The organism is Sphingomonas sp., assembly GCF_039594485.1.
Taxonomy (GTDB): Bacteria; Pseudomonadota; Alphaproteobacteria; order Sphingomonadales; family Sphingomonadaceae; genus Sphingomonas.
On sequence record NZ_JBCNNI010000025.1, the window covers coordinates 12,958 to 31,692 of the forward strand.

The 18,735-nt window shown below is 67.0% G+C and carries 13 protein-coding genes and 1 tRNA gene; 4 read left to right on the top strand and 10 right to left on the bottom strand.

The genetic code is table 11. The features are described 5' to 3' along the window. The first annotated feature begins 165 nt into the window (after positions 1–165). Entirely contained in the window at positions 166–2,736 is a 2,571-nt protein-coding gene (gene pepN / locus ABDV78_RS13000) for an aminopeptidase N (RefSeq protein WP_343527809.1), read from the top strand. Between the two features lie 106 nt (positions 2,737–2,842). Here the strand turns inward: pepN and ABDV78_RS13005 are convergent, their stop codons facing one another. From ABDV78_RS13005 to ABDV78_RS13015, 3 genes are all read right to left on the bottom strand, one after another. Beyond that, entirely contained in the window at positions 2,843–4,948 is a 2,106-nt protein-coding gene (locus tag ABDV78_RS13005) for a transglycosylase domain-containing protein (protein ID WP_343527810.1), read from the bottom strand. Between the two features lie 72 nt (positions 4,949–5,020). Beyond that, positions 5,021–6,313, bottom strand: coding sequence for a dicarboxylate/amino acid:cation symporter (locus tag ABDV78_RS13010; protein WP_343527811.1), 1,293 nt, complete (start codon positions 6,311–6,313; stop codon positions 5,021–5,023). A gap of 97 nt (positions 6,314–6,410) precedes the next feature. Further along, positions 6,411–6,485: transfer RNA gene (locus ABDV78_RS13015), tRNA-Thr, on the bottom strand. Between the two features lie 85 nt (positions 6,486–6,570). Here ABDV78_RS13015 and ABDV78_RS13020 point away from each other — a divergent pair. Then, positions 6,571–6,744, top strand: coding sequence for a hypothetical protein (locus tag ABDV78_RS13020; protein WP_343527812.1), 174 nt, complete (start codon positions 6,571–6,573; stop codon positions 6,742–6,744). A gap of 124 nt (positions 6,745–6,868) precedes the next feature. Here ABDV78_RS13020 and ABDV78_RS13025 read toward each other — a convergent pair whose 3' ends face one another. Both ABDV78_RS13025 and ABDV78_RS13030 read right to left on the bottom strand, forming a co-directional pair. Beyond that, positions 6,869–7,465, bottom strand: a complete 597-nt coding sequence (locus tag ABDV78_RS13025) for a phosphoribosyltransferase family protein (protein WP_343527814.1) — start codon at positions 7,463–7,465, stop codon at positions 6,869–6,871. A gap of 62 nt (positions 7,466–7,527) precedes the next feature. Further along, positions 7,528–8,541: an adenosine deaminase gene (locus ABDV78_RS13030; protein ID WP_343527815.1), complete on the bottom strand. Its 1,014-nt coding sequence runs from the start codon at positions 8,539–8,541 to the stop codon at positions 7,528–7,530. 270 nt (positions 8,542–8,811) lie between these two features. Here ABDV78_RS13030 and ABDV78_RS13035 point away from each other — a divergent pair, with 270 nt between their 5' ends. After that, positions 8,812–10,188, top strand: a complete 1,377-nt coding sequence (locus tag ABDV78_RS13035) for a nucleobase:cation symporter-2 family protein (RefSeq protein WP_343527816.1) — start codon at positions 8,812–8,814, stop codon at positions 10,186–10,188. 15 nt (positions 10,189–10,203) lie between these two features. Here ABDV78_RS13035 and ABDV78_RS13040 read toward each other — a convergent pair whose 3' ends face one another. The 3 genes from ABDV78_RS13040 to ABDV78_RS13050 are packed head-to-tail and all read right to left on the bottom strand — an operon-like array spanning position 10,204 to position 15,196. After that, a complete protein-coding gene (locus ABDV78_RS13040; RefSeq protein WP_343527817.1) occupies positions 10,204–11,565 on the bottom strand; it encodes an 8-oxoguanine deaminase in 1,362 nt (453 codons plus the stop codon). Then, positions 11,562–12,647: a purine nucleoside permease gene (locus ABDV78_RS13045; protein ID WP_343527818.1), complete on the bottom strand. Its 1,086-nt coding sequence runs from the start codon at positions 12,645–12,647 to the stop codon at positions 11,562–11,564. The genes ABDV78_RS13040 and ABDV78_RS13045 overlap by 4 nt, the downstream gene beginning before the upstream one ends. 59 nt (positions 12,648–12,706) lie before the next feature. Further along, complete coding sequence (locus ABDV78_RS13050) at positions 12,707–15,196, bottom strand: TonB-dependent receptor (protein ID WP_343527819.1); 2,490 nt, start codon at positions 15,194–15,196, stop codon at positions 12,707–12,709. A 234-nt stretch (positions 15,197–15,430) separates the two neighbouring features. Here ABDV78_RS13050 and ABDV78_RS13055 point away from each other — a divergent pair, with 234 nt between their 5' ends. Further along, positions 15,431–16,351, top strand: coding sequence for a LysR family transcriptional regulator (locus tag ABDV78_RS13055; protein WP_343527820.1), 921 nt, complete (start codon positions 15,431–15,433; stop codon positions 16,349–16,351). On the opposite strand, the gene ABDV78_RS13060 is transcribed toward ABDV78_RS13055, so the two are convergent. Both ABDV78_RS13060 and guaD read right to left on the bottom strand, forming a co-directional pair. After that, a complete protein-coding gene (locus ABDV78_RS13060; RefSeq protein ID WP_343527821.1) occupies positions 16,330–17,445 on the bottom strand; it encodes a nucleoside hydrolase in 1,116 nt (371 codons plus the stop codon). The genes ABDV78_RS13055 and ABDV78_RS13060 overlap by 22 nt on opposite strands. After that, on the bottom strand, positions 17,445–18,734 hold the full coding sequence (gene guaD / locus ABDV78_RS13065) for a guanine deaminase (RefSeq protein ID WP_343527822.1): 1,290 nt from the start codon (positions 18,732–18,734) through the stop codon (positions 17,445–17,447). Before guaD ends, ABDV78_RS13060 begins: the two co-directional genes overlap by 1 nt. Position 18,735 lies beyond the last annotated feature (1 nt).

Consider the following 18,735-nt stretch of genomic DNA (forward strand, 5'->3'; position numbering starts at 1 on the left):
ACCTCTCGGGCGAGTATGACAAGGGGGTAACACGCCACCCCCCGCGATCAACCCCGCCGAAAGCGCTTCGCTCCGCTTTTTCCTGCGCCGCCGCCAGTGGTCCAACCTGCCCGGCGCGGCTATATTCCGCCCATGGACATTCAGCGCAGCGCCGCTCAGCCCGGCATGACCCCGACCGCCATCCGGCGCGAGGATTACGTGCCCCCCGCCTGGCGGGTGCCGGAGACGGCGCTCGACTTCGTACTGGACCCGGCCGAGACGCGGGTGCGCGCGACCCTGTCGGTGGAGCGCAGCGGCGCGCATGACGAGCCGCTGCGGCTTGATGGCGCGGGCCAGACGCCGCTGTCGGTCAAGGTCGACGGCGTGGCGACCGATGCCTGGCGGATCGAGGGCGAACAGCTCGTCGTGCCGCTGTCCGGCGACGCCCATGTCGTGGAAACCGACGTCACCATCGCACCCGACCACAATACCCAGTTGATGGGCCTCTATGCCTCGGGCGGCAATCTGTGCACCCAGTGCGAGGCGGAGGGGTTCCGCCGCATCACCTTCTTCCCCGACCGGCCCGATGTGCTGAGCGTCTACCGCGTCCGTATGACCGCCGACGCGCGGCGCTACCCCGTGCTGCTCGCCAATGGCGATCCGGTGGCGCAGGGGACGAATGACGACGGCACCCATTGGGCGGAGTGGCACGATCCCTTCCCCAAGCCCTCCTATCTCTTCGCGCTGGTCGCGGGCGATCTGGCGGTCAACGCCTCGACCTTCACCACGATGAGCGGGCGCGAGGTGCAGCTCGGCATCTGGGTCCGCGCCGCCGATCTGGCCAAGACCGACCATGCGCTCCACGCCCTGAAGCTCGCCATGGCGTGGGACGAGCGGGTCTATGGCCGCGAATATGACCTCGACGTGTTCAACATCGTCGCGGTCGACGATTTCAATTTCGGCGCGATGGAGAATAAGGGGCTGAACATCTTCAACAGCCGCTACATCCTGGCCGATCCCGACACCGCGACCGATTACGACTATGACGCGATCGCCGCCGTCGTCGCGCATGAATATTTCCACAACTGGTCGGGCAACCGGATCACCTGTCGCGACTGGTTCCAGTTGAGCCTGAAGGAAGGCTTCACCGTCTATCGCGACCAGAGCTTCTCCGCCGACCAGGGATCGGCGGCGGTCAAGCGGATCGAGGATGTGCGCGGCCTTCGCGCCAGCCAGTTCCCGGAGGATTCGGGCCCGCTTGCGCATCCGGTGCGCCCGGAAAGCTATATCGAGATCAGCAATTTCTACACGGCCACCATCTACAACAAGGGCGCCGAGCTGATCCGCATGATGGCGACGATGCTGGGGCCGGTGAAGTTCCGCGCCGCGACCGACCTGTATTTCGACCGTTTCGACGGGACGGCCGCGACTTGCGAGGATTTCGTCGCCTGCATGGAGGAGGCGGGCGATATCGACCTGTCGCAATTCCGCCTCTGGTATTCGCAGGCCGGAACCCCGCGCGTCTCGGCGGGTCTGAGCCACGAACATGGTGGCGGGCGCGCGGAGCTGCGCCTTGCCCAGCATGTCCCCGCCACGCCCGGACAGAGCGTCAAGCAGCCGATGGTCCTGCCGCTCAAGGTCCGGCTGTTCGGCGCGGAAACCGGCCGCCCGCTGACCGACGAGCGGTTGATCCTGCTCGACCAGGTGGCCGAGACGATCACCTTCGAGGCCGTCAGCGAGCGCCCCGTGCTGTCGATCAACCGCGGCTTTTCCGCGCCCGTGGTGGTGGAGAGCGACCGGACGGCGGAGGACCTCGGCTTCCTGTCGGCGCATGACGACGATCCCTTCGCCCGGTACGAGGCGATGCAGCAGCTCATGCTCGACACGCTGGTCGCGGGCACGATCAACGGCACGGTTCAGGCCGATGCGGTGATCGACGCGGTGGCGCGGACGCTGGACGCCGAAGGGCTTGAGCCCGCCTTCCTCGCCGAGGCGGTGCTGCTGCCTTCCGAGAATTTCGTCGGGGACCAGTTGGTGACGGTCGACCCGGATGCGATCCATGCCGCGCGCGAGGAACTGCGCGGGCGGCTGGGCCAGGCACTGGAGCCGGTGTGGCGGCGGCTCTATGCCGAGATGGCGCAAGGCCCCTATGTCTATTCGCCCGAGGCCAAGGGGCGCCGCCGCCTGCGCAATGTCGCCCTGGGCTATATCGCGGCCAGCGGCGCGCCCGATGCCGCCACGCTGGCCTTTGCGCAGTTCGAGGCGGCGGACAATATGACCGACCGGCAGGCGGCGCTGACCACGCTGGTCAGTTCGGACGCGCCCCAGCGGGACGTTGCGCTCGCCCGGTTCCATGCGCGCTATGCCGACAATCCGCTGGTCCTCGACAAATGGTTCCAGACCCAGGCGCTGTCGTCGCGCGGCGACACCGGCGCGGTGGTGGAGCGGCTGGCGACGCACCCCGACTTCACGCTGGCCAATCCCAACCGCGCGCGGGCGCTGCTCGGTGCGTTCGGCATGAACCAGCGCGCGCTGAACGCGGCCGACGGATCGGGCTATCGCTTCCTGGCGGACCAGTTGATCGCGCTCGACCGGCTCAATCCGCAGACGGCAGCCAAACTGCTCCCCCCGCTCGGCCGGTGGCGCCGCTTCGACACCAAGCGGTCGCGGCTGATGTGCGCGGAACTGATCCGCATCGTGGGCACGCCGGGCCTGTCCAAGGACCTGTTCGAGCAGGCGTCGAAGAGTATCGAGTGATCCTGCCCGGCCCGTCCTCGATCGGTATCGCGGGACGGGCCGTCAAGGCTGGCGCAGCGTCCGGTCGGGGCGGAATTGCACCTGCCGTACCGGATGGCGGTCCGACCTATTCCTCCTCGCCCTCACGCTCGTCGGGTGGGCGGCGGTCTTCGGGGGGTGGGCCGGCACGATCCGGGCGGCGGCGGCCGGGGCCGACGGTGATCGATCCGTCGTCGCCCATCTTCACGTCCAGCCCCATGCCCTGGATGATGTCGCCCACCGGATCGCTTTCGGTCGGAATGGTTTCCTCGTCCATGCCATTGGCGATCGCGTCGGGATCGACCTCTTCCTCGACCACCGGCGCCGGGACCGGCGCGATGTCGAGCGCGGACTGCATGAAGGCGCGCCAGATCCGTGCAGGCACCCCGCCCCCCGACAGGCCGGGATTGGGGGTGTTGTCGTCATTGCCGACCCACACGCCGACCACCAGATCGCGTGCGAAGCCGACGAACAGCGCGTCGCGCGAATCCTGCGTCGTGCCGGTCTTGCCAAAGGCATCGATGGTCAGCATCGCCTGACGCCCGGTTCCCGTCTTGATCGACGAGGACAGGAGATCGAGCATCCCGTCATGCACCGCCGAGGCGAAGCCGGTCCTGCGATCGGTCAGCGACTGGTACCAGCCCTTTTCCTTGACGTCGGCCAGCCCGCGCGCGGCGACCGGATAACTTTCGTTCGCGATCGCGGCATAGGCCGCGGTCAGTTCCAGCAGGCTGACGGTCGAGGTGCCCAGCCCGATCGTCGCCTCATTGGGGATCGGGGTGGTGATGCCCAGGTCGCGCGCCGCCTTGATGACCGCTTTCACCCCGACCTGCTGGGTCAGGCGCGCGGCGGCGACGTTGGAGGAGCGGGCAAAGGCCTGGCGCAGCGTGATCTTGCCCAGATAGCGGCCGTCGCTGTTGCGCGGCTTCCACCCGGCGATATCGACCGGCTCGTCCTCGATCGTCGAGTCCGGCGTCATGCCCGAGCGAAGCGCGGCCAGATAGACGAACAGCTTGAACGCCGAACCAGGCTGACGTCGCGCCTGGGTGGCCCGGTTGAACGGGCTCTTGGAATAATCCTTGCCGCCGACCATCGCGACGACGCGTCCGTCGGGCCGCATCGCGACCAGCGCGACCTGCGCCTGGTTCAGCCCCGCGCTGCGCACCGTCCGCTCGGCGATCCGCTGGAGCCGGGGATTGAGTGTGGTCTGGACGGTCGCCTCGGTCTTGATCTCGCCCGCCTGGTCGCGCGCTTCCGGGAGCACCCAGTCGGCGAAATAGGTGCCGCTGGGCAGCGTTTCGGGACGCGAGGCGAGCACGCGCTGCGGCTGGACGGCATCGGCCTCGCGCCTGGTCAGGAAGCCCGCATCCTCCATCGCCGCCACCACGACCGCCTGTCGGGCACGGGCCCCCTTCAGATTGGCGGTCGGGGCCAGGCGTGACGGAGCCTTGACCAGGCCGGCCAGCATCGCCGCCTGCCCGATGTTCAGCTTGTCGGGCGTACGGCCGAAATAATGTTTCGACGCGGCGGTGATGCCGTACACATTGTCGCCGAAATAGACGTTCGACAGATAGCGAGACAGGATCTCGTCCTTCGACAGCCATGCCTCCAGCCAGAAGGCGATCATCGCCTCGCGGATCTTGCGGCCCGCCGTGCGGTCGGAATCGAGGAAGGCGTTCTTCGCCAACTGCTGGGTGATGGTCGATCCGCCCTCGCGCACCCCGCCCGATCCGACATTGTGCCAGGCGGCGCGCAGGATACCGCGCGGGTCGATGCCCCAGTGCGAGTAGAAACGCCGATCCTCGATCGCCAGGAACGCCTCCCGCACATGGGCGGGCAACTTGGCGGCGTCGACCGGCGCGCCGATGATCGCCCCGCGCCGGGCGATCGGCGTGCCGTCATCGGCGGTCAGCGTGATCGACGGCGGCGTCGGAGGCTGGAGCGAGCGCGACAGCGGCGCGGTGACGGCCAGCCAGATGATCGCCAGGACCAGCAGGATGATGCCCGCGCCCGCGCCGCGCGCGATCCACCGGCCCCAGCGGATGCGACGGCGCGGGGCCTCCTGCTCCTCGGGCGTGTCGTCGCCGAAGGACCAGCTCTGCGTCTCCGCGTCGTAAAGGGGGTAATGCGGACCGACCGGCTCATAGGGGCGGTCGATCGGTACGCGGTCGGGATTAAATGGATCGGGGCGCATGACAGGGTTCCGGCGAACGGCCATTGCGTGTATTACTTTACCAGAACACTGCGCGCAAGCTCATGATGCAGTTTACCCCGTTTGCGGCACTTCGGGCAAGCGGTCTGGCGCGGGCATGTCCGCGATCAGGCCGGCGCGATGCGCGACGATGGTCGGGACCAGCGCCTGCCCCGCCACGTTGATCGCGGTCCGCCCCATGTCGAGGATCGGATCGATCGCCAGCAACAGCCCGGCGCCCTCCAGCGGCAGGCCCAGCGTCGACAGGGTCAAGGTCAGCATGACGACCGCGCCGGTCAGCCCGGCGGTCGCCGCCGAGCCCAGCACCGACACCAGCACGATCAGCACATAGTCGCCGACATGCAGCGGCAGGCCGTAATATTGCGCGACGAACAGCGCCGAGATGGCCGGATAGATGGCGGCGCACCCGTCCATCTTGGTGGTGGCGGCAAAGGGCACCGCGAAGGCCGAATAGGCGCGCGGTACGCCCAGTCGCCGCTCCACCGCGTCCTCGGTTACGGGCAGGGTGGCGATCGACGAGCGCGACACGAAGCCGAGCTGGATCGCGGGCCAGGCGGCGGCGAAGAAGCGCTTGGGCGACAAGCCGTTGGCGAGCAGCAGCAACGGATAGACGACGAACAGCACAAGGCCGAGCCCGATATAGACCGCCAGCGCGAAGCTGCCGAGCGCGGACAGCGACTGCCAGCCATAGCGGACGATCGCATTGCCAAGCAGCGCGCCCGACCCGATCGGGGTCAGCCGGATCACCCAGGACAGGATGCGCCGGAAGATGGCGAGCGCCGAGGCATTGAACGACAGGAAGCTCTCGCCCTTGTCGCCCACGCGCACAGCCGCCACGCCGATCGCGACCGCCATGACGATGATCTGCAGGATGTTGAACGACAGCCCGGTCTTCAGCGCGCCGCCATCGCCCGCACTGGTCGAGGCGGACAGGCCCAGGATGTTGGACGGGATCAGCCCGCGCAGGAAATCCAGCCACGAACCCGCCGTGTCGGGCCGTACCGCGCTGCCCGGGGCGACACCGGCATGAAGGCCGGGTTGCAGCACCGTGCCCAGCGTCAGGCCGATGGTGACGGCGATCAGCGCGGTGATCGCGAACCAGATGAAGGTCGCCGCGACCAGCCGTGCGGCATTGTTCAGGTCGCGCAGCGCCGCGATCGAGGCGACGATGGCGGTGAACACCAGCGGCACGACCAGCACCTTGAGCAACTGGACGAAACTCTCGCCGACGATGCGCAGGCCCTCGGCCAGCCCGGCGATATTCTGCGACCGTGCGAACAGGCCCAGCAAGAGGCCGACGGCCATGCCGACGAACACCTGCGCCCCGAAGGAAAAACGGAATCTCATGCCACCATAGCTAGCGAGCGGGTGAAACGATCCCAACCAACTTTTATATGAGGTCCCCAAAGTCCCCCATTTCAGGGGGAATGGGGCAGGAGAAAAATGGTGCTGCCGGTGAGGATTGAACTCACGACCTCAGCCTTACCAAGGATGCGCTCTACCACTGAGCTACGGCAGCACTCGCGTCTCAACGCGGGAAGCGCGCCTAGAGACGATCGGGCGGACATTGTCAAGCGCTTGTTGGCGGGATTATGCGCTTTGCGATGACAAAAGACGAACGCGCGGAGCGGCTGGCGGCGGAGCTGCGGGAAAATCTGAAGCGCCGCAAGGCCCAGTCCCGGGGGCAGGCGCCCAGCGGGAAGCAGGTCTCCGGCGAGGGAGGCGAAGCGCCCGGCGGCGGGCCGGGCGACAGCGCATCGGACAAGGCGCGGGACTGAGGCGCTCGGTCCAGACCGCCTGTGCGGATGGTCGTTCGAAGGCGCGGCGGCGAATCGCGCCGCCGCCCGCACCCTCCAATTTTCTCAGGCCGGGGACACGCATGGTGCCCCGGCCCGGCCCGCCTCAGCGCAGGATGACGTCGGCGCCGTGTTTGTGCTCGCGAATCTCCGCCTCGGTCAGTCCGTCGATCTCATGCGGGAAGATCAGCCAGTCGTTGGTCTGGTGGACGAAGAAATCGGGCTTCAGGTCGGTCACGTTGCGCGACGGCTTGTAATAGACGGTCGCGACCTTCACCTCGTCTGGAATGTTGTTCCGGCACCGCTCCTTCAATTCCTTCAGGACGGCGCGGATCGAACGCCCCGAATCGAACACATCGTCGATCAGGAGCAGGCGATCCTCTGGATTGAGAACGTCGACGAGATAGCCCAGGCCATAGATGCGGACCTGCGGATCCTGCTGGTCGATGCCGGTATAGGAGGTGGTGCGGATCGCGATGTGATCGCTCTGCACGCCCCGATATTCGAGCAGTTCCTGGACGGCGATCCCCACCGGCGCGCCGCCGCGCCAGATGCCGACGATATGGGTCGGGCGAAACCCGGAATCGAAGACCAGATTGGCCAGGCGGAACGAATCTTCCAGCAGGCGATCGGCGGACAGATAGATTTTGGTGACCACGGAACTTCCATCATCATTGTTTGTGTGACGCGTGGAGACGGCCATGCCCGAAATCGGCGATCAGGTTCTACCCCTCCTGTCGGAAGGGCAAGCGTCGCCTCTGTCGGTCAGGCGGAACCCTGGGCGAAGGCATCGAGGCGGGCGAGATGCGTCGCGATCGCGCCGTCGTCGAGGAACGAGCCGAGAAAGCTGTTCCGCGCCAGCGTCACCAGGTCCGCACGGGAAAGGGGCCGCGACCGGGCGACGGCCCGGTAATTGTCCCCGACATAGCCACCGAAATAGGCGGGATCGTCCGAATTGATCGTCGCGCGCAGGCCGAGCGCCAGCATCCGGTCGATGGGATGATCCGCCATGTCCTTTACCACGCATAGCTTGTGGTTGGAGAGCGGACATACCGTCAGCGTCATCGCCTCGCGCGCCAAGCGCGTGGTGAGCAGGGGATCTTCCAATGACCGGTTGCCATGGTCGAGCCGGTCGATCTTCAACAGGTCGAGCGCTTCATGGACATAGGCGGGCGGCCCTTCCTCACCGGCATGGGCCACGCGCTTGAGGCCGGCATCCCCGGCGGCGGCGAAGACGCGGGCGAATTTCGAGGGCGGATGGCCGACTTCCGAGGAGTCGAGGCCGACGCCGTCGATGCGATCGAGCCATTTGTCCGCCTGTCGGAAGGTGGCGAAGGCGGCTTCCTCGTCGAGGTGGCGCAGGAAGCACAGGATCAGCTTCGACGTCAGCCCATGCCGGTCCTGCGCGGCCGCCATTCCGGCCAGCAACCCCTCCATCACCACGTCGAACGGGATGCCGCGATCGGTATGGGTCTGGGGATCGAAGAAGATTTCCGCATGGACCACGCCATCGGCCGCCGCGCGGTCGAAATAGGCGACCGCCAGGTCGTGAAAGTCCTGCGCCTCGCGCAGAACATCCGCACCGGCATAATAGATGTCGAGGAAATCCTGCAGCTTGGAAAAGGCATAGGCCGCCCGAACCTCCTCCACCGATCGGAACGGGATGGCGACCCTGTTCCGACGCGCCAGCTCGAACATCAATTCGGGTTCCAGGCTGCCCTCGATATGAAGGTGCAACTCGGCCTTGGGCATGGCGGTGATGAAGTCGTCGTCGGTCATGCAGGCAGGCTCCGTCGGGAAACAGGGGTGGCGGGCGCTTCATCATGCGCAATCGACGACCCCGACGATAGCCCCGATACGCGATTTCTCGCCCGGTCGCGGGCGGTCGCGAGAGCGGGCGGGCGGTGGCGGGTGCTGCCTTTTTTCGATCGCTTCGTTCCAGATTCGGCGCTGGTGGCGGGCTGTTCCCTGTCGATACCATGACCGCCGCAACGTTGCGGACGGACGGAGACCAGGCTCATGCAATCGGCGATCAAGGAACGGCCCCTGGTGGAACGGGGCAGGGCCGACCATGCGGCCGCCCCGGCCGATCTCCGGGTCGATGACGGTGTCGATGCGGTGCTGCCCGCGCGGCGACTGGTTCCGCTGGCCTTGCAGCATGTGCTGGTCATGTATGCCGGGGCGGTGGCGGTGCCGCTGGTGGTCGGCCGCGCGCTGGGCCTGCCGCCCGCGCAACTGGGTATGCTCATCAGCGCCGATCTGGTCGCCTGCGGTTTCGCCACGCTGATCCAGACGCTGGGCCTGCCGCTGGTCGGCATCCGCCTGCCGATCGTGATGGGCGTGACCTTCGCCTCGATCAGTCCGATGCTGGCGATGATCGCCACCGGCAAGGCCGATGGCACGCCGCCCGCCATGGTGTTGCAGGGTATTTACGGCGCGGTCATCGTCGCCGGCCTGTTCGGTTTCCTGATTGCGCCGTTCGTCGGCCGGGTGTCGCGGCTGTTCCCGCCCGCAGTGACCGGAACAGTGATCCTGTCGATCGGGCTGAGCCTGATGCGGGTCGGCATCAACTGGACGGCGGGCGGGCAGCCGACCGATCCCGGATATGGCGCCCCCGCCCATCTGCTGCTGGCGCTGCTGACCCTGGGCGTCGTGCTGTGCCTGATGCGGTTCGGGCGCGGGTTGTTGCGAAGCGGTGCGGTGCTGGTGGGCACGGTCGCGGGAACGGTCATCGCGGGGGCCGCCGGCCAGGTCGACCTGACGCCCGTCCACGAGGCACCATGGTTCGCGCTGGTGCGGCCATTCCAGTTCGGATTGCCGACCTTCGACCTGTCGGCGTCGATCGCGATGTGCCTGGTCATGATGACGGTCATGATCGAATCCTTCGGCATGTTCATGGCGGCGGGGCAGATGGTGGGCCGTCCGGTCGACCGGCGGCAGATGGTGCGGGGCTTGCGCGGCGATGCGGCAGGGACGCTGCTGGGCGGCATCTTCAACACCTTTCCCTATACCTCGTTCGCGCAGAATATCGGGTTGCTGAGCATCACCGGCGTTCGTTCGCGCTTCGTCTGCGCGGGGGCGGGCGTGGTCCTGCTGACGCTGGGCGTCTGTCCGAAGCTGGCGGCCCTGGTCGCGGCGGTGCCGTTGCCGGTGCTGGGCGGCGCGGCGCTGGTCATGTTCGGGATGATCGCCGCGACCGGCATCCGCATCCTGGGATCGGTCGAACTGACCTTCGAGCGGCTGGTGACGATCGCGGTGTCGATCGCGGTCGGGCTGATCCCGGTCCTGTCCGACCGGTTCTTCCAGGCGATGCCGACCGCGCTCGCCCCGCTGCTCCATTCGGGGATCGTGCTCGCGTCGATCAGCGCGGTCGGCCTGAACGCCTTTTTCAGCACCCGGACGAGCAGCGACAGCGCGGTGGCGTAGAGTCTCTCCGCTCGGTCAGGTGACCGCGCGCAGCCGTGCCACCGACCGGCGGGCATCGGCCAGGATTTCGGCTTGCGGCACCGTCGCCAGCGCGCCGTTCGCCACCACGGCGCGCCCCTCGACGAACAGGTCGCGCACCCCGGCGGGCGGGCACAGCACCAGCCCCGCCACCACGTCCCAGGCACCGCTATTGCCGGGCTCGCCTGCGTTCCACACCGCCAGATCCGCACGCCGACCGACCATCAGCGCGCCGCAATCATCCCGTCCCAGCATCTCAGCCCCGCCGCGTGTCACCAGCCGGAGCGCGGCGCGAGGGGCAAGGGCACCCGCCCCGCCGACCACGCGCTGGAGCAACATCGCCTGCCGCGCCTCCTGCAACAGATGGCCGCTGTCGTTCGACGCCGACCCGTCCACGCCCAGTCCCAGCGGCACGCCGCTGGCCAGCATCCGCGGGATCGGCGCGATCCCCGAGCCCAGTCGGCAGTTCGAGCAGGGGCAATGCGCGACCCCGGTGCCCGTCGCGGCGAACAGCGCGATCTCATCGGCGTCCAGCTTGACCGCATGCGCCATCCATACGTCCCGGCCGGTCCAGCCGAGCCGTTCGGCATAGACGCCGGGGCGGCAGCCGAAGCGTTCGAGCGAGAAGGCGACATCGTCCTCATCCTCGGCGAGATGGGTGTGCAGCATCACGCCCTTGTCGCGCGCCAGCAGTGCGGCATCGCGCATCAGGCCCTCGCTGACCGAAAAGGGCGAACAGGGGGCAACCCCGATGCGGACCATCGCACCGGGCGCGGAGTCGTGGAACCGGTCGATCACCCGGATGGTGTCCGCCAGGATCGCGGGCTCGCGCTCGACCAGTGTGTCGGGGGGAAGGCCGCCCGCGCTCTCGCCGACGCTCATGCTGCCGCGTGTCGGGTGGAAGCGCAGGCCGATATCGGCCGCCGCGGCGATCGTGTCGTCCAGCGTGACGCCGTTCGGATAAAGGTAGAGATGATCGGTGCTGAGCGTGCAGCCCGCCAGCGCCAGTTCGGCAAGGCTGAGGCGGGTCGCGGCGAACACGTCGTCGGGGCGATAGCTCGCCCAGATCGGATAGAGCCGTTTCAACCAGCCGAACAGCGAGGCATCGGTCGCCCCCGGCACCGCACGGGTCAGCGACTGGAACAGGTGGTGATGCGTGTTGACCAGCCCCGGCGTGACGACGCAGCCGCCCGCGTCGATCGTCCGGTCGGCCGTCCGGCGCAGCGGTGCGAGGTCCTGTGTGGTCCCCACCGCTGCGATCACCCCGCCGCGCCACGCGATCGCGCCATCGGCGATCTCGCGCCCGTCATCGTCCATCGTGACGAGCATGGCGGCGGAGTGCAGGACGGTCAGCGTCATTGGGGCGGCGTCTTGCCGTAGCGGTCCCAATGGGTCAGCAATTCCTCCACCACCCGGTTGCCGACCCGGTAGAGGCTCTCGACCGACGCATTCAGCCCGGCATAGCCTTCATTCTCGCGCAGCAGATAGTCGGCGGCGGTCACGCCCGGCGGCGGCATGGTATAGTTGCTGCCCGCGCGCAGGACGAGCACGCGGTTCTTGTCGACCCGGCCGATCCGCGAGAGATAGTCGATCGCCTGGAGCGTGCCCGTCTCTTCCATCGCGCTGGTGACGAAATTGCCCTTGCCCTGCGTGAAATAGCGGGTGTGGTCGTTGGCCCAGCGATTGAGCAGCGCGCCGTGCCAGAAGGTCATCGCGGAGAACTGGTCCCCGATCAGGACGAAGGGCGGCTTCTGCGCATTGGGATGGTCGGTATAGCGGGCACGTTCGCGCGCGATTCCCGGATCGTCGGGCAGCGGCACGTCGCGGGTCAGCCGATAGGCCCATTCCGTCAGCTTCGGGTTGAGTGCGAACACCTCACCGCCATCGAGCCGGGGCGGCGCGGGGTCGTTCGGCCCCTTGCGGTCGAGCGGGAAATAGCCGCTCTTCCAGTCGGCAGGTATCTCGCGCGCGTCGATCTCATGCGCCAGATCGCCGTCGACGACATAGCGCGCCCATGCCGCCGAGCCGATCGAGGCATCCTCGGGATCGATCCCGGCGATCCCGGCCACCAGCCAATAGGCGTGCGAGAGATCGAGCCGCGTATCGAGGCCGAGCGCGGTGATCGCGGCGGCGGAACGCACCGATCCGACGCCGGTGACGACGCCCAATATCTGCGTGTCGGGATTGTAGTAAAGGTCGTGATAGCCGTGCGGGAACGGAATGCGCTGGCGCAGGTCGCGTCGTGTCTTCCAGAGCTGGAACTCGCCCGCGACATCGCCTTCGTCCTTGCCGATCTCGAACATGCTGACGACGACCATCCGCACCGGCAAGGGGCGGGGGCAGGGGGCGGCGATGGCGCACAGCGAGGGCGGCGTGGCGGCCTGCGCGGCGGGGGTCGGTGCCGCAGCGGCGAGCAGCAGGCCGGTGATGAGAGGATGCATGATCGATACTCCGGCTGGACGGGGATGCGAACGGGTGGCTCGCATCCCCGCCCGCACAATCAGAACTTATAGACCGCGGAAGCCAGGAAGCTGCGCGGGCGTTCGGGCAGGACGATGGTGCTGCCGAACAATTCGGTGAAGTTGGCGCGGAAATAGCGCGCATTGGTCGCGTTCTTGACGACGACGCGGAACAGCCACGGGCCGGTCTGATACGAACTCGACAGGTCGACCAGCGTATAGCCGGGCAGCCGCACCGCCTGCGACTGGCCCGAAAAGACCGAGTCGACCTTCACTACGCTGCCGCTGAGCGACAGGCCATTGTCGAAGCCATAGGTGGCGGTGGCGGAGTAGAGATTGGCGGGGATGCCGGCCCGGCGCGCCTGGTCGCGGGTCTTGATCGGGATCAGGCCGGTCGGCTGCCCGCCCAGATACAGGGTCGGGTCGGAGACGTTGACCAGATCCTGGATGCCGAAGAAGCTGAAGAGCGAGCCCGTTTGCAGGCCGGTCAGGTTGACGACCTCGGTATGGGTATAGGCGCCGGTCAGGAGCAGATGGCGGTCGACCGCCCAGCGGGCCTCGGCCTCGACACCCTTGGTCTCGACCGCCTGGTTGACGGTGATCGACTGGATGTTGAAGTCGGTCCGGTTCTGTTTGTAGACCGAGAGCGCCGCATAGAGCTTCTCGTTCAGCCAGCTTCCCTTGACGCCGCCTTCGTACAGGCGCGACGTCGACATGAAGCCCGATGCCACCGCCTCGGGCAGGACCTCGGCACCCTGGCCGACGACGATCGTCGCCTGCTGCGACGCGGTCGCATAGGGGATGAGGCCGAAGGGGAGCTTGTACGACGCGCTGGCGGTCCAGGACCAGCCATCGTCGCTGCCCTTTGCCGAGGTCCGGGTCGGCACCCGGTCCATCACGGTCGGATCATAGCGAGACGAGGCGTCCACCTTGTCGTACCGTCCGCCCAGCAGCAGATCGAGCCCGAAGTTGAAATCCAGGTCGACCAGCGCGGCCAGGCCATAGTCGGTGGTGTGGCCGAAGACCCGGTCGGTATAGCCGCAATTGCACTCGGTCGCGAGCAGACGGTTCGATGCGGGCGTGTAGCTCTGCGTCAGGTCGACGCGGTGGAAATACTCATAATTGAAATCGTCGCCATAGTTGAAGTTGACATAGCGAACCGATGGCGAAAATTGGCCGGAGAATTTGCCGATGTCCGTCTTGATCGACTTGGCGATGACGATCTTGTCCTCGATCACATAGGATTTGACGCGCTGCGCAAAGCCGTAATCGTTGTTGTTGATGTTCTGGGTGTGGTCGAAGAATAGCTGGTTCTTGACGGTCAGGTCGTTGGGGCCGTCGAAGGTGATATCGTAATAGAGCGTGGTCTGCTTGTTCTCCAGCTTGTCGTTCGGCCCGGTCAGCACGTCCCGGCGGCTGAGCGTCGTCGTGCCGGTGTTGATGAGGTTGAGCTGCGGATAGGTTTGGGTGAAACAGGCATTGGTGAAGCCGGCCGCAAACGGGCTGAACGTGCTGTTGGGGCAGGTGAAATTGCCGAAGATCGACAGGCCGCCGGGAACCGCGGCGTTGATCTCACCCTGCGAAATCTGGCCGTCGCCATTGGTGTCGAGCGGCTTGGCGGTGCCGGTGATATAGGTCCCGTTGTCGACCAGCTTCTGCGTCAGGCGGTTCCAGCCGCCATTCTGCTGGCCCTTGAAATTCTGATACTGGCCGCCGAACTCGACCCGAATGTCGTCCGTCAGCTTGTGGTCGAACGCGCCTTGCAGGATCGTCTGCTTGGTCGACATGTTGCGGTAATAGCTGCCCGAATCCTCGACCTCGGCATAGAGGCTGTAGCCGAGATCGGCGCCCGCCAGGTGAAGCGGCCCGCGCACCTCGGCGCGCAGATTGTTGCGATCCCAACTGCCACCCGTGTAGCTTACCTCGCCCGTCGGCCCGCTCAGCAGCGCGCCGCCCGCGACCCGCGCCGATTTGGGCACGAAGTTCAGGTAACCGCCCGTCTTGGACGGTCCATAGATGGGCGAGGCCGGGCCGCGCACGATGTCGATCCGGTCGGCCGCCGCGATCGGCGTCGGATAGTTGCCCGCATTGTCGAGGCGACGGACGCCGCGGAAATAGGTTTCGCCCGGCGTACCGCGAATGTCGAGCGCGCCGCCCACCCCGAAGAAGGAGTTGGTGAAGGTGCCGGGCGACTGCGCGACCAAGTCGTAGATGTCGGTGATGCCGAAACGCTCGATCTGTTCGTCGCTGATCGTCGAGGCGGAACGCGGGGTTTCGACCAGCGTCTTGTCGAACCCGAAGATCGAGCCGACATCCTTGACCGGCAGCGCGTCCAGCGAGCCGGTGACGACGACGTCAGGTCCTTCCTGCTGGGCGGATGCTGTGGGTGCAGCCGCCATCGTCTGTTGCGCGAAGGCGGGCGCGGTCAGCGCGGTCCCGCAAAGCAGCGAAAGGAGTATGGCGACTCCGGTGCGGCGCACCAGCTTCGAGTCGTGCGGCATCGTCGATACCGAGCAAGCAAGCGTCTTCATTGTCAGCCCCCCATGTGACGCCCGATCCATTCCCCGTGATCGGTCCGTCGCGATTGTCCCTGACCTCTCCCCCCGTGTCCGCGGCGGTGAATGCCCGCTGTCGTCACGCCAGTGCGGTTTGCGCGGCCATCGCATGGTGGTCGCGTTACAATTCCGACTTCATGATTGACCTACGGTGAGGGATCGTTGCATTCAAACGCAATGATCACGACGATCCGTTGCAAAAATTAGCGCATGCCCGCTTTATCGCGCTTCATCCGATACTTCATGGCGGTCGGGCGGTTGGGGTCGATCCGACGCGCCGCCGATGAACTCTCGGTTTCGGCGTCGGCGATCGACCGGCAAATCCTGAATGCGGAGGCGAATCTGGGGGTGCAGCTGTTCGAACGGCTGCCCACCGGGCTGCGGCTGACGGCGGCGGGCGAGGTGATGATGGCGGCGGGCGGACGCTGGCAGAAGCAGCTCGGCGACACGCTGGCGCAGATCGAGGACTTGCGCGGGCTGAAGCGGGGCCATGTCGACATCGCCGTGATCGACGCGCTCGCCAAGGGCTATATGCCCGCCGCGCTCCATGCGATCCAGCAGAGCCATCCTGGCATCACCATGGGGTTGCATGTGCTGGGCAATGAGCAGGTGCGGCGTGCGATCGCCGCCAATGATGTCGACTTCGGCATCCTGTTCGACCCGCAATCCTATCAGGATCTGACGGTTCGCGCCTTTGTCGACGTGGTCCTGGGTGTCGTCTCGCCGCCGGGGCATCCGCTGGCGGCCAAGCCGGAGGTGCGCTTTTCCGATTGCGATGGTGAATCGGTGATCCTTCCCGCCGCACCCCTGGCGGTTCATCAACAGGTCGCGGTGCTGGAGGCGACATCCGGCGTCTCGCTCAACCGGCGCGTGACGTCGGACAATATCCAGATGATCGCCTCCCTGATCCAGCAGGGCGGGAGCGTCGGCATCCTGACCTCGCTGGACGTCTCGACCGAGGTGCGTGCCGGATCGCTGGCCTTCACCCGCATCGTCGACAAGGTGCTGCGCCCGATGACGCTGGCGCTGTGTACCGCGACCGCGCGCACGCCTTCCTATGCCGCCGCCATGGTCCTGCGGGAGATCGAGGCGGGCTTCACCCAGTTCGCCTATTCGCCGCCCCGGGCCTGACGCGCCAGCAACCGCTGCATCAGCGCCTCCAGTCTGGCAGGGTCGATGGTGCGGATCACCTCTGCGCGCTGTTCGCCGATTCCCGGCTGATAGCCCGGGGTCCATGACAGCATGTCGCCATAACCCGGCCCGAACTGCGTGTCGTAATCGACAAAGGTGGTTTCGCGCGTGGTGACGATCGACGGGTCGAGCCAGACTCCGGCGGCGATCTCGTCCCACATCGGAAAGCCGGGTTCGAGCGAACCGATCCAGGCGGCGACGGCGGGTGGCGACACCGCGCGCAGGCGCGCGATCAGCGCGGGCGTCAGTTCGGTCGCGGTGGACGGGTCGGCGGGGACGACGGTGATGTGTCGCCAGGGGCTGCGCGACACGATGCTGGCCGCTTCGGGATCGAAGCGTGCGTTGAACTCGCGACGCGGCGAATGGGCGAATTCGCGCGCGAACTGGCTGGCCGACACGCCGTCCCGGATCTGGCGGGGATTGAGGCTGCCGCCCATATAGACCAGCTCCTTCGCCAGACCCGCAAAGGCGGGATCGAGCCGCTGCGCCAGCGCCAGGTTGGTGAGCGGCCCCATCGCGATGATCGTCACCTTTCCGGGGTGCTCATGTACCATGCGCAACAGGAAGTTGGCGGCGATCTCTGGCGAGGGGCGGGTGGTCGGATTGCCACCGGGCAGGTCGACCGGATCATCGGCATGATGATAGGGCGGGGTGCTCTGTTTCGTCGGCTCGACCCATTGGCGCATCCACGCGCCCTTCCAGGTCAGCTTGCCGTACAATGCCTCCCAGCGTTCGGTCAGCACCTCCGAATTGACCAGCGGATAGGTCGCGCCTTGGGCGACGGGCACGGTCTTGCCCATCCGCTCGACGCCCTTGAGCGCCAGGGCGGTGGCGCGGTTGACCCAGACATTGCCCGTGACGGTGGTGATGCCCAGCACCTCGACGTCCGGCGCGTCGAGCAGCATCACATGGCCCAGTCCAAAGCCTTCGTCGTCGATGATGACCAGGCGGCGCGCCTCCTGCGCCTGCGCGGGTATCGTCATCGCCAGCAGCGCCATCAGGCACCAGAGCAGCGCCACCCCCAGTTTGCGCATCAACCCATCCCCCGATCCCAGGCGCATTCGCCCATCACATAAGTGCGCCGCACGGTGCGGTCGTCGCCCAGCACCTGCATCGCGAACAGCCGTGCGGCCAGGTCCGCGCCTGCGGTCCGCCGCGCGAGCAGCGGGGTGGCCGCTTCGTCCAGCACGACGAAATCGGCTTCCTGCCCGGGGAGCAGCGCGCCGACCCGGTCGCCGATGTTGAGCAGCGCCGCGCTGCCCGCCGTGGCGAGATACAGCGCACGGAAGGGATCGAGCCGCAACTCGCGCGCGAGCGCCGCCTGATAGGCGACTCCGGCGGTGTGGAGCATCGAGAAGGACGTGCCCGCGCCGATGTCGCTGCCCAGGCCCAGCCGCAACATGTGCGCGTCCGCCTGCCTGAAATCGAAAAAGCCCGACCCCAGGAAGAGATTGGAGGTCGGGCAGATGGCGATGCCCGCCCCGGTTTCCGCCAGCCTCGCGCAGCTCCGGTCAGTCAGGTGGATGCCGTGCGCGAACACCGATCGCGGACCGACCAGCCCGAACCGGTCATAGACGTCGAGATAGTCATGCGCGTGCGGGAAACGTTCCGCGACGGCGGCGCATTCGTACCGATTCTCGGCCAGATGGGTGTGCAGCAGCACATCGGGGTTCGCATCGAGCAAGGCGGCGGCCTGCACAAGCTGTTCGTCGGATGAGGTCAGCGCGAAACGCGGCGTCACCGCATAGCCCAGCCGCCCGCGTCCCCGCCACCGCCGGATCAGCGCCTCGCTATCCGCACGCGCGCTCTCGGGCGTGTCGCGCAGGCCATCGGGGCCCAGGTCCATCAGCACCTTGCCCGACAGGATCCGCATGTGCCGGTCGAGCGCGGCCTCGAACAGGGCATCGACCGATCCCGGGTGGACGGTTGGGAAGACCAGTGCGCTGGTCGTGCCGTGGCGGAGCAGCTCGGTCAGGAACGCATCGGCGACGGCGGCGGCATGGGTGGGATCGGCAAAGGCTTTTTCGGCCGGGAAGATGTGGCGTTCCAGCCAGTCGAGCAACTGTTCGCCATGCGAGGCGATGCGATCCATCTGCGGATAATGGACATGCGCGTCGACAAAGCCGGGGACGACGATGCCGCGCAGCCGCTCGACGGCCACGCCCTCGAACTGCGGCGCGAGAGTCGCATAATCGCCGCGCGCCACGACCAGCCCGTTCTCGACGGCGAGCAGCCCGTCGGGCTCATGCCGGATCGCGGTCGGATCGTCGCGGGGGTCGGCGCTGATCGACAGAAGTTCGGCGCGGAAAAGGCGTAAGGTCATG

Excerpts from the sequence above, each read along its gene's own strand:
- ABDV78_RS13010 (WP_343527811.1), bottom strand. The coding sequence starts at position 6,313 with ATGAGATTCCGTTTTTCCTTCGGGGCGCAGGTGTTCGTCGGCATGGCC.
- ABDV78_RS13025 (WP_343527814.1), bottom strand. The coding sequence starts at position 7,465 with ATGGCCGTCTCCACGCGTCACACAAACAATGATGATGGAAGTTCCGTG.
- pepN (WP_343527809.1), top strand. The coding sequence starts at position 166 with ATGACCCCGACCGCCATCCGGCGCGAGGATTACGTGCCCCCCGCCTGG.
- ABDV78_RS13045 (WP_343527818.1), bottom strand. The coding sequence starts at position 12,647 with ATGCATCCTCTCATCACCGGCCTGCTGCTCGCCGCTGCGGCACCGACC.
- ABDV78_RS13030 (WP_343527815.1), bottom strand. The coding sequence starts at position 8,541 with ATGACCGACGACGACTTCATCACCGCCATGCCCAAGGCCGAGTTGCAC.
- ABDV78_RS13055 (WP_343527820.1), top strand. The coding sequence starts at position 15,431 with ATGCCCGCTTTATCGCGCTTCATCCGATACTTCATGGCGGTCGGGCGG.
- ABDV78_RS13060 (WP_343527821.1), bottom strand. The coding sequence starts at position 17,445 with ATGCGCAAACTGGGGGTGGCGCTGCTCTGGTGCCTGATGGCGCTGCTG.
- ABDV78_RS13050 (WP_343527819.1), bottom strand. The coding sequence starts at position 15,196 with ATGAAGACGCTTGCTTGCTCGGTATCGACGATGCCGCACGACTCGAAG.
- ABDV78_RS13005 (WP_343527810.1), bottom strand. The coding sequence starts at position 4,948 with ATGCGCCCCGATCCATTTAATCCCGACCGCGTACCGATCGACCGCCCC.
- ABDV78_RS13020 (WP_343527812.1), top strand. The coding sequence starts at position 6,571 with ATGACAAAAGACGAACGCGCGGAGCGGCTGGCGGCGGAGCTGCGGGAA.
- ABDV78_RS13040 (WP_343527817.1), bottom strand. The coding sequence starts at position 11,565 with ATGACGCTGACCGTCCTGCACTCCGCCGCCATGCTCGTCACGATGGAC.
- guaD (WP_343527822.1), bottom strand. The coding sequence starts at position 18,734 with ATGACCTTACGCCTTTTCCGCGCCGAACTTCTGTCGATCAGCGCCGAC.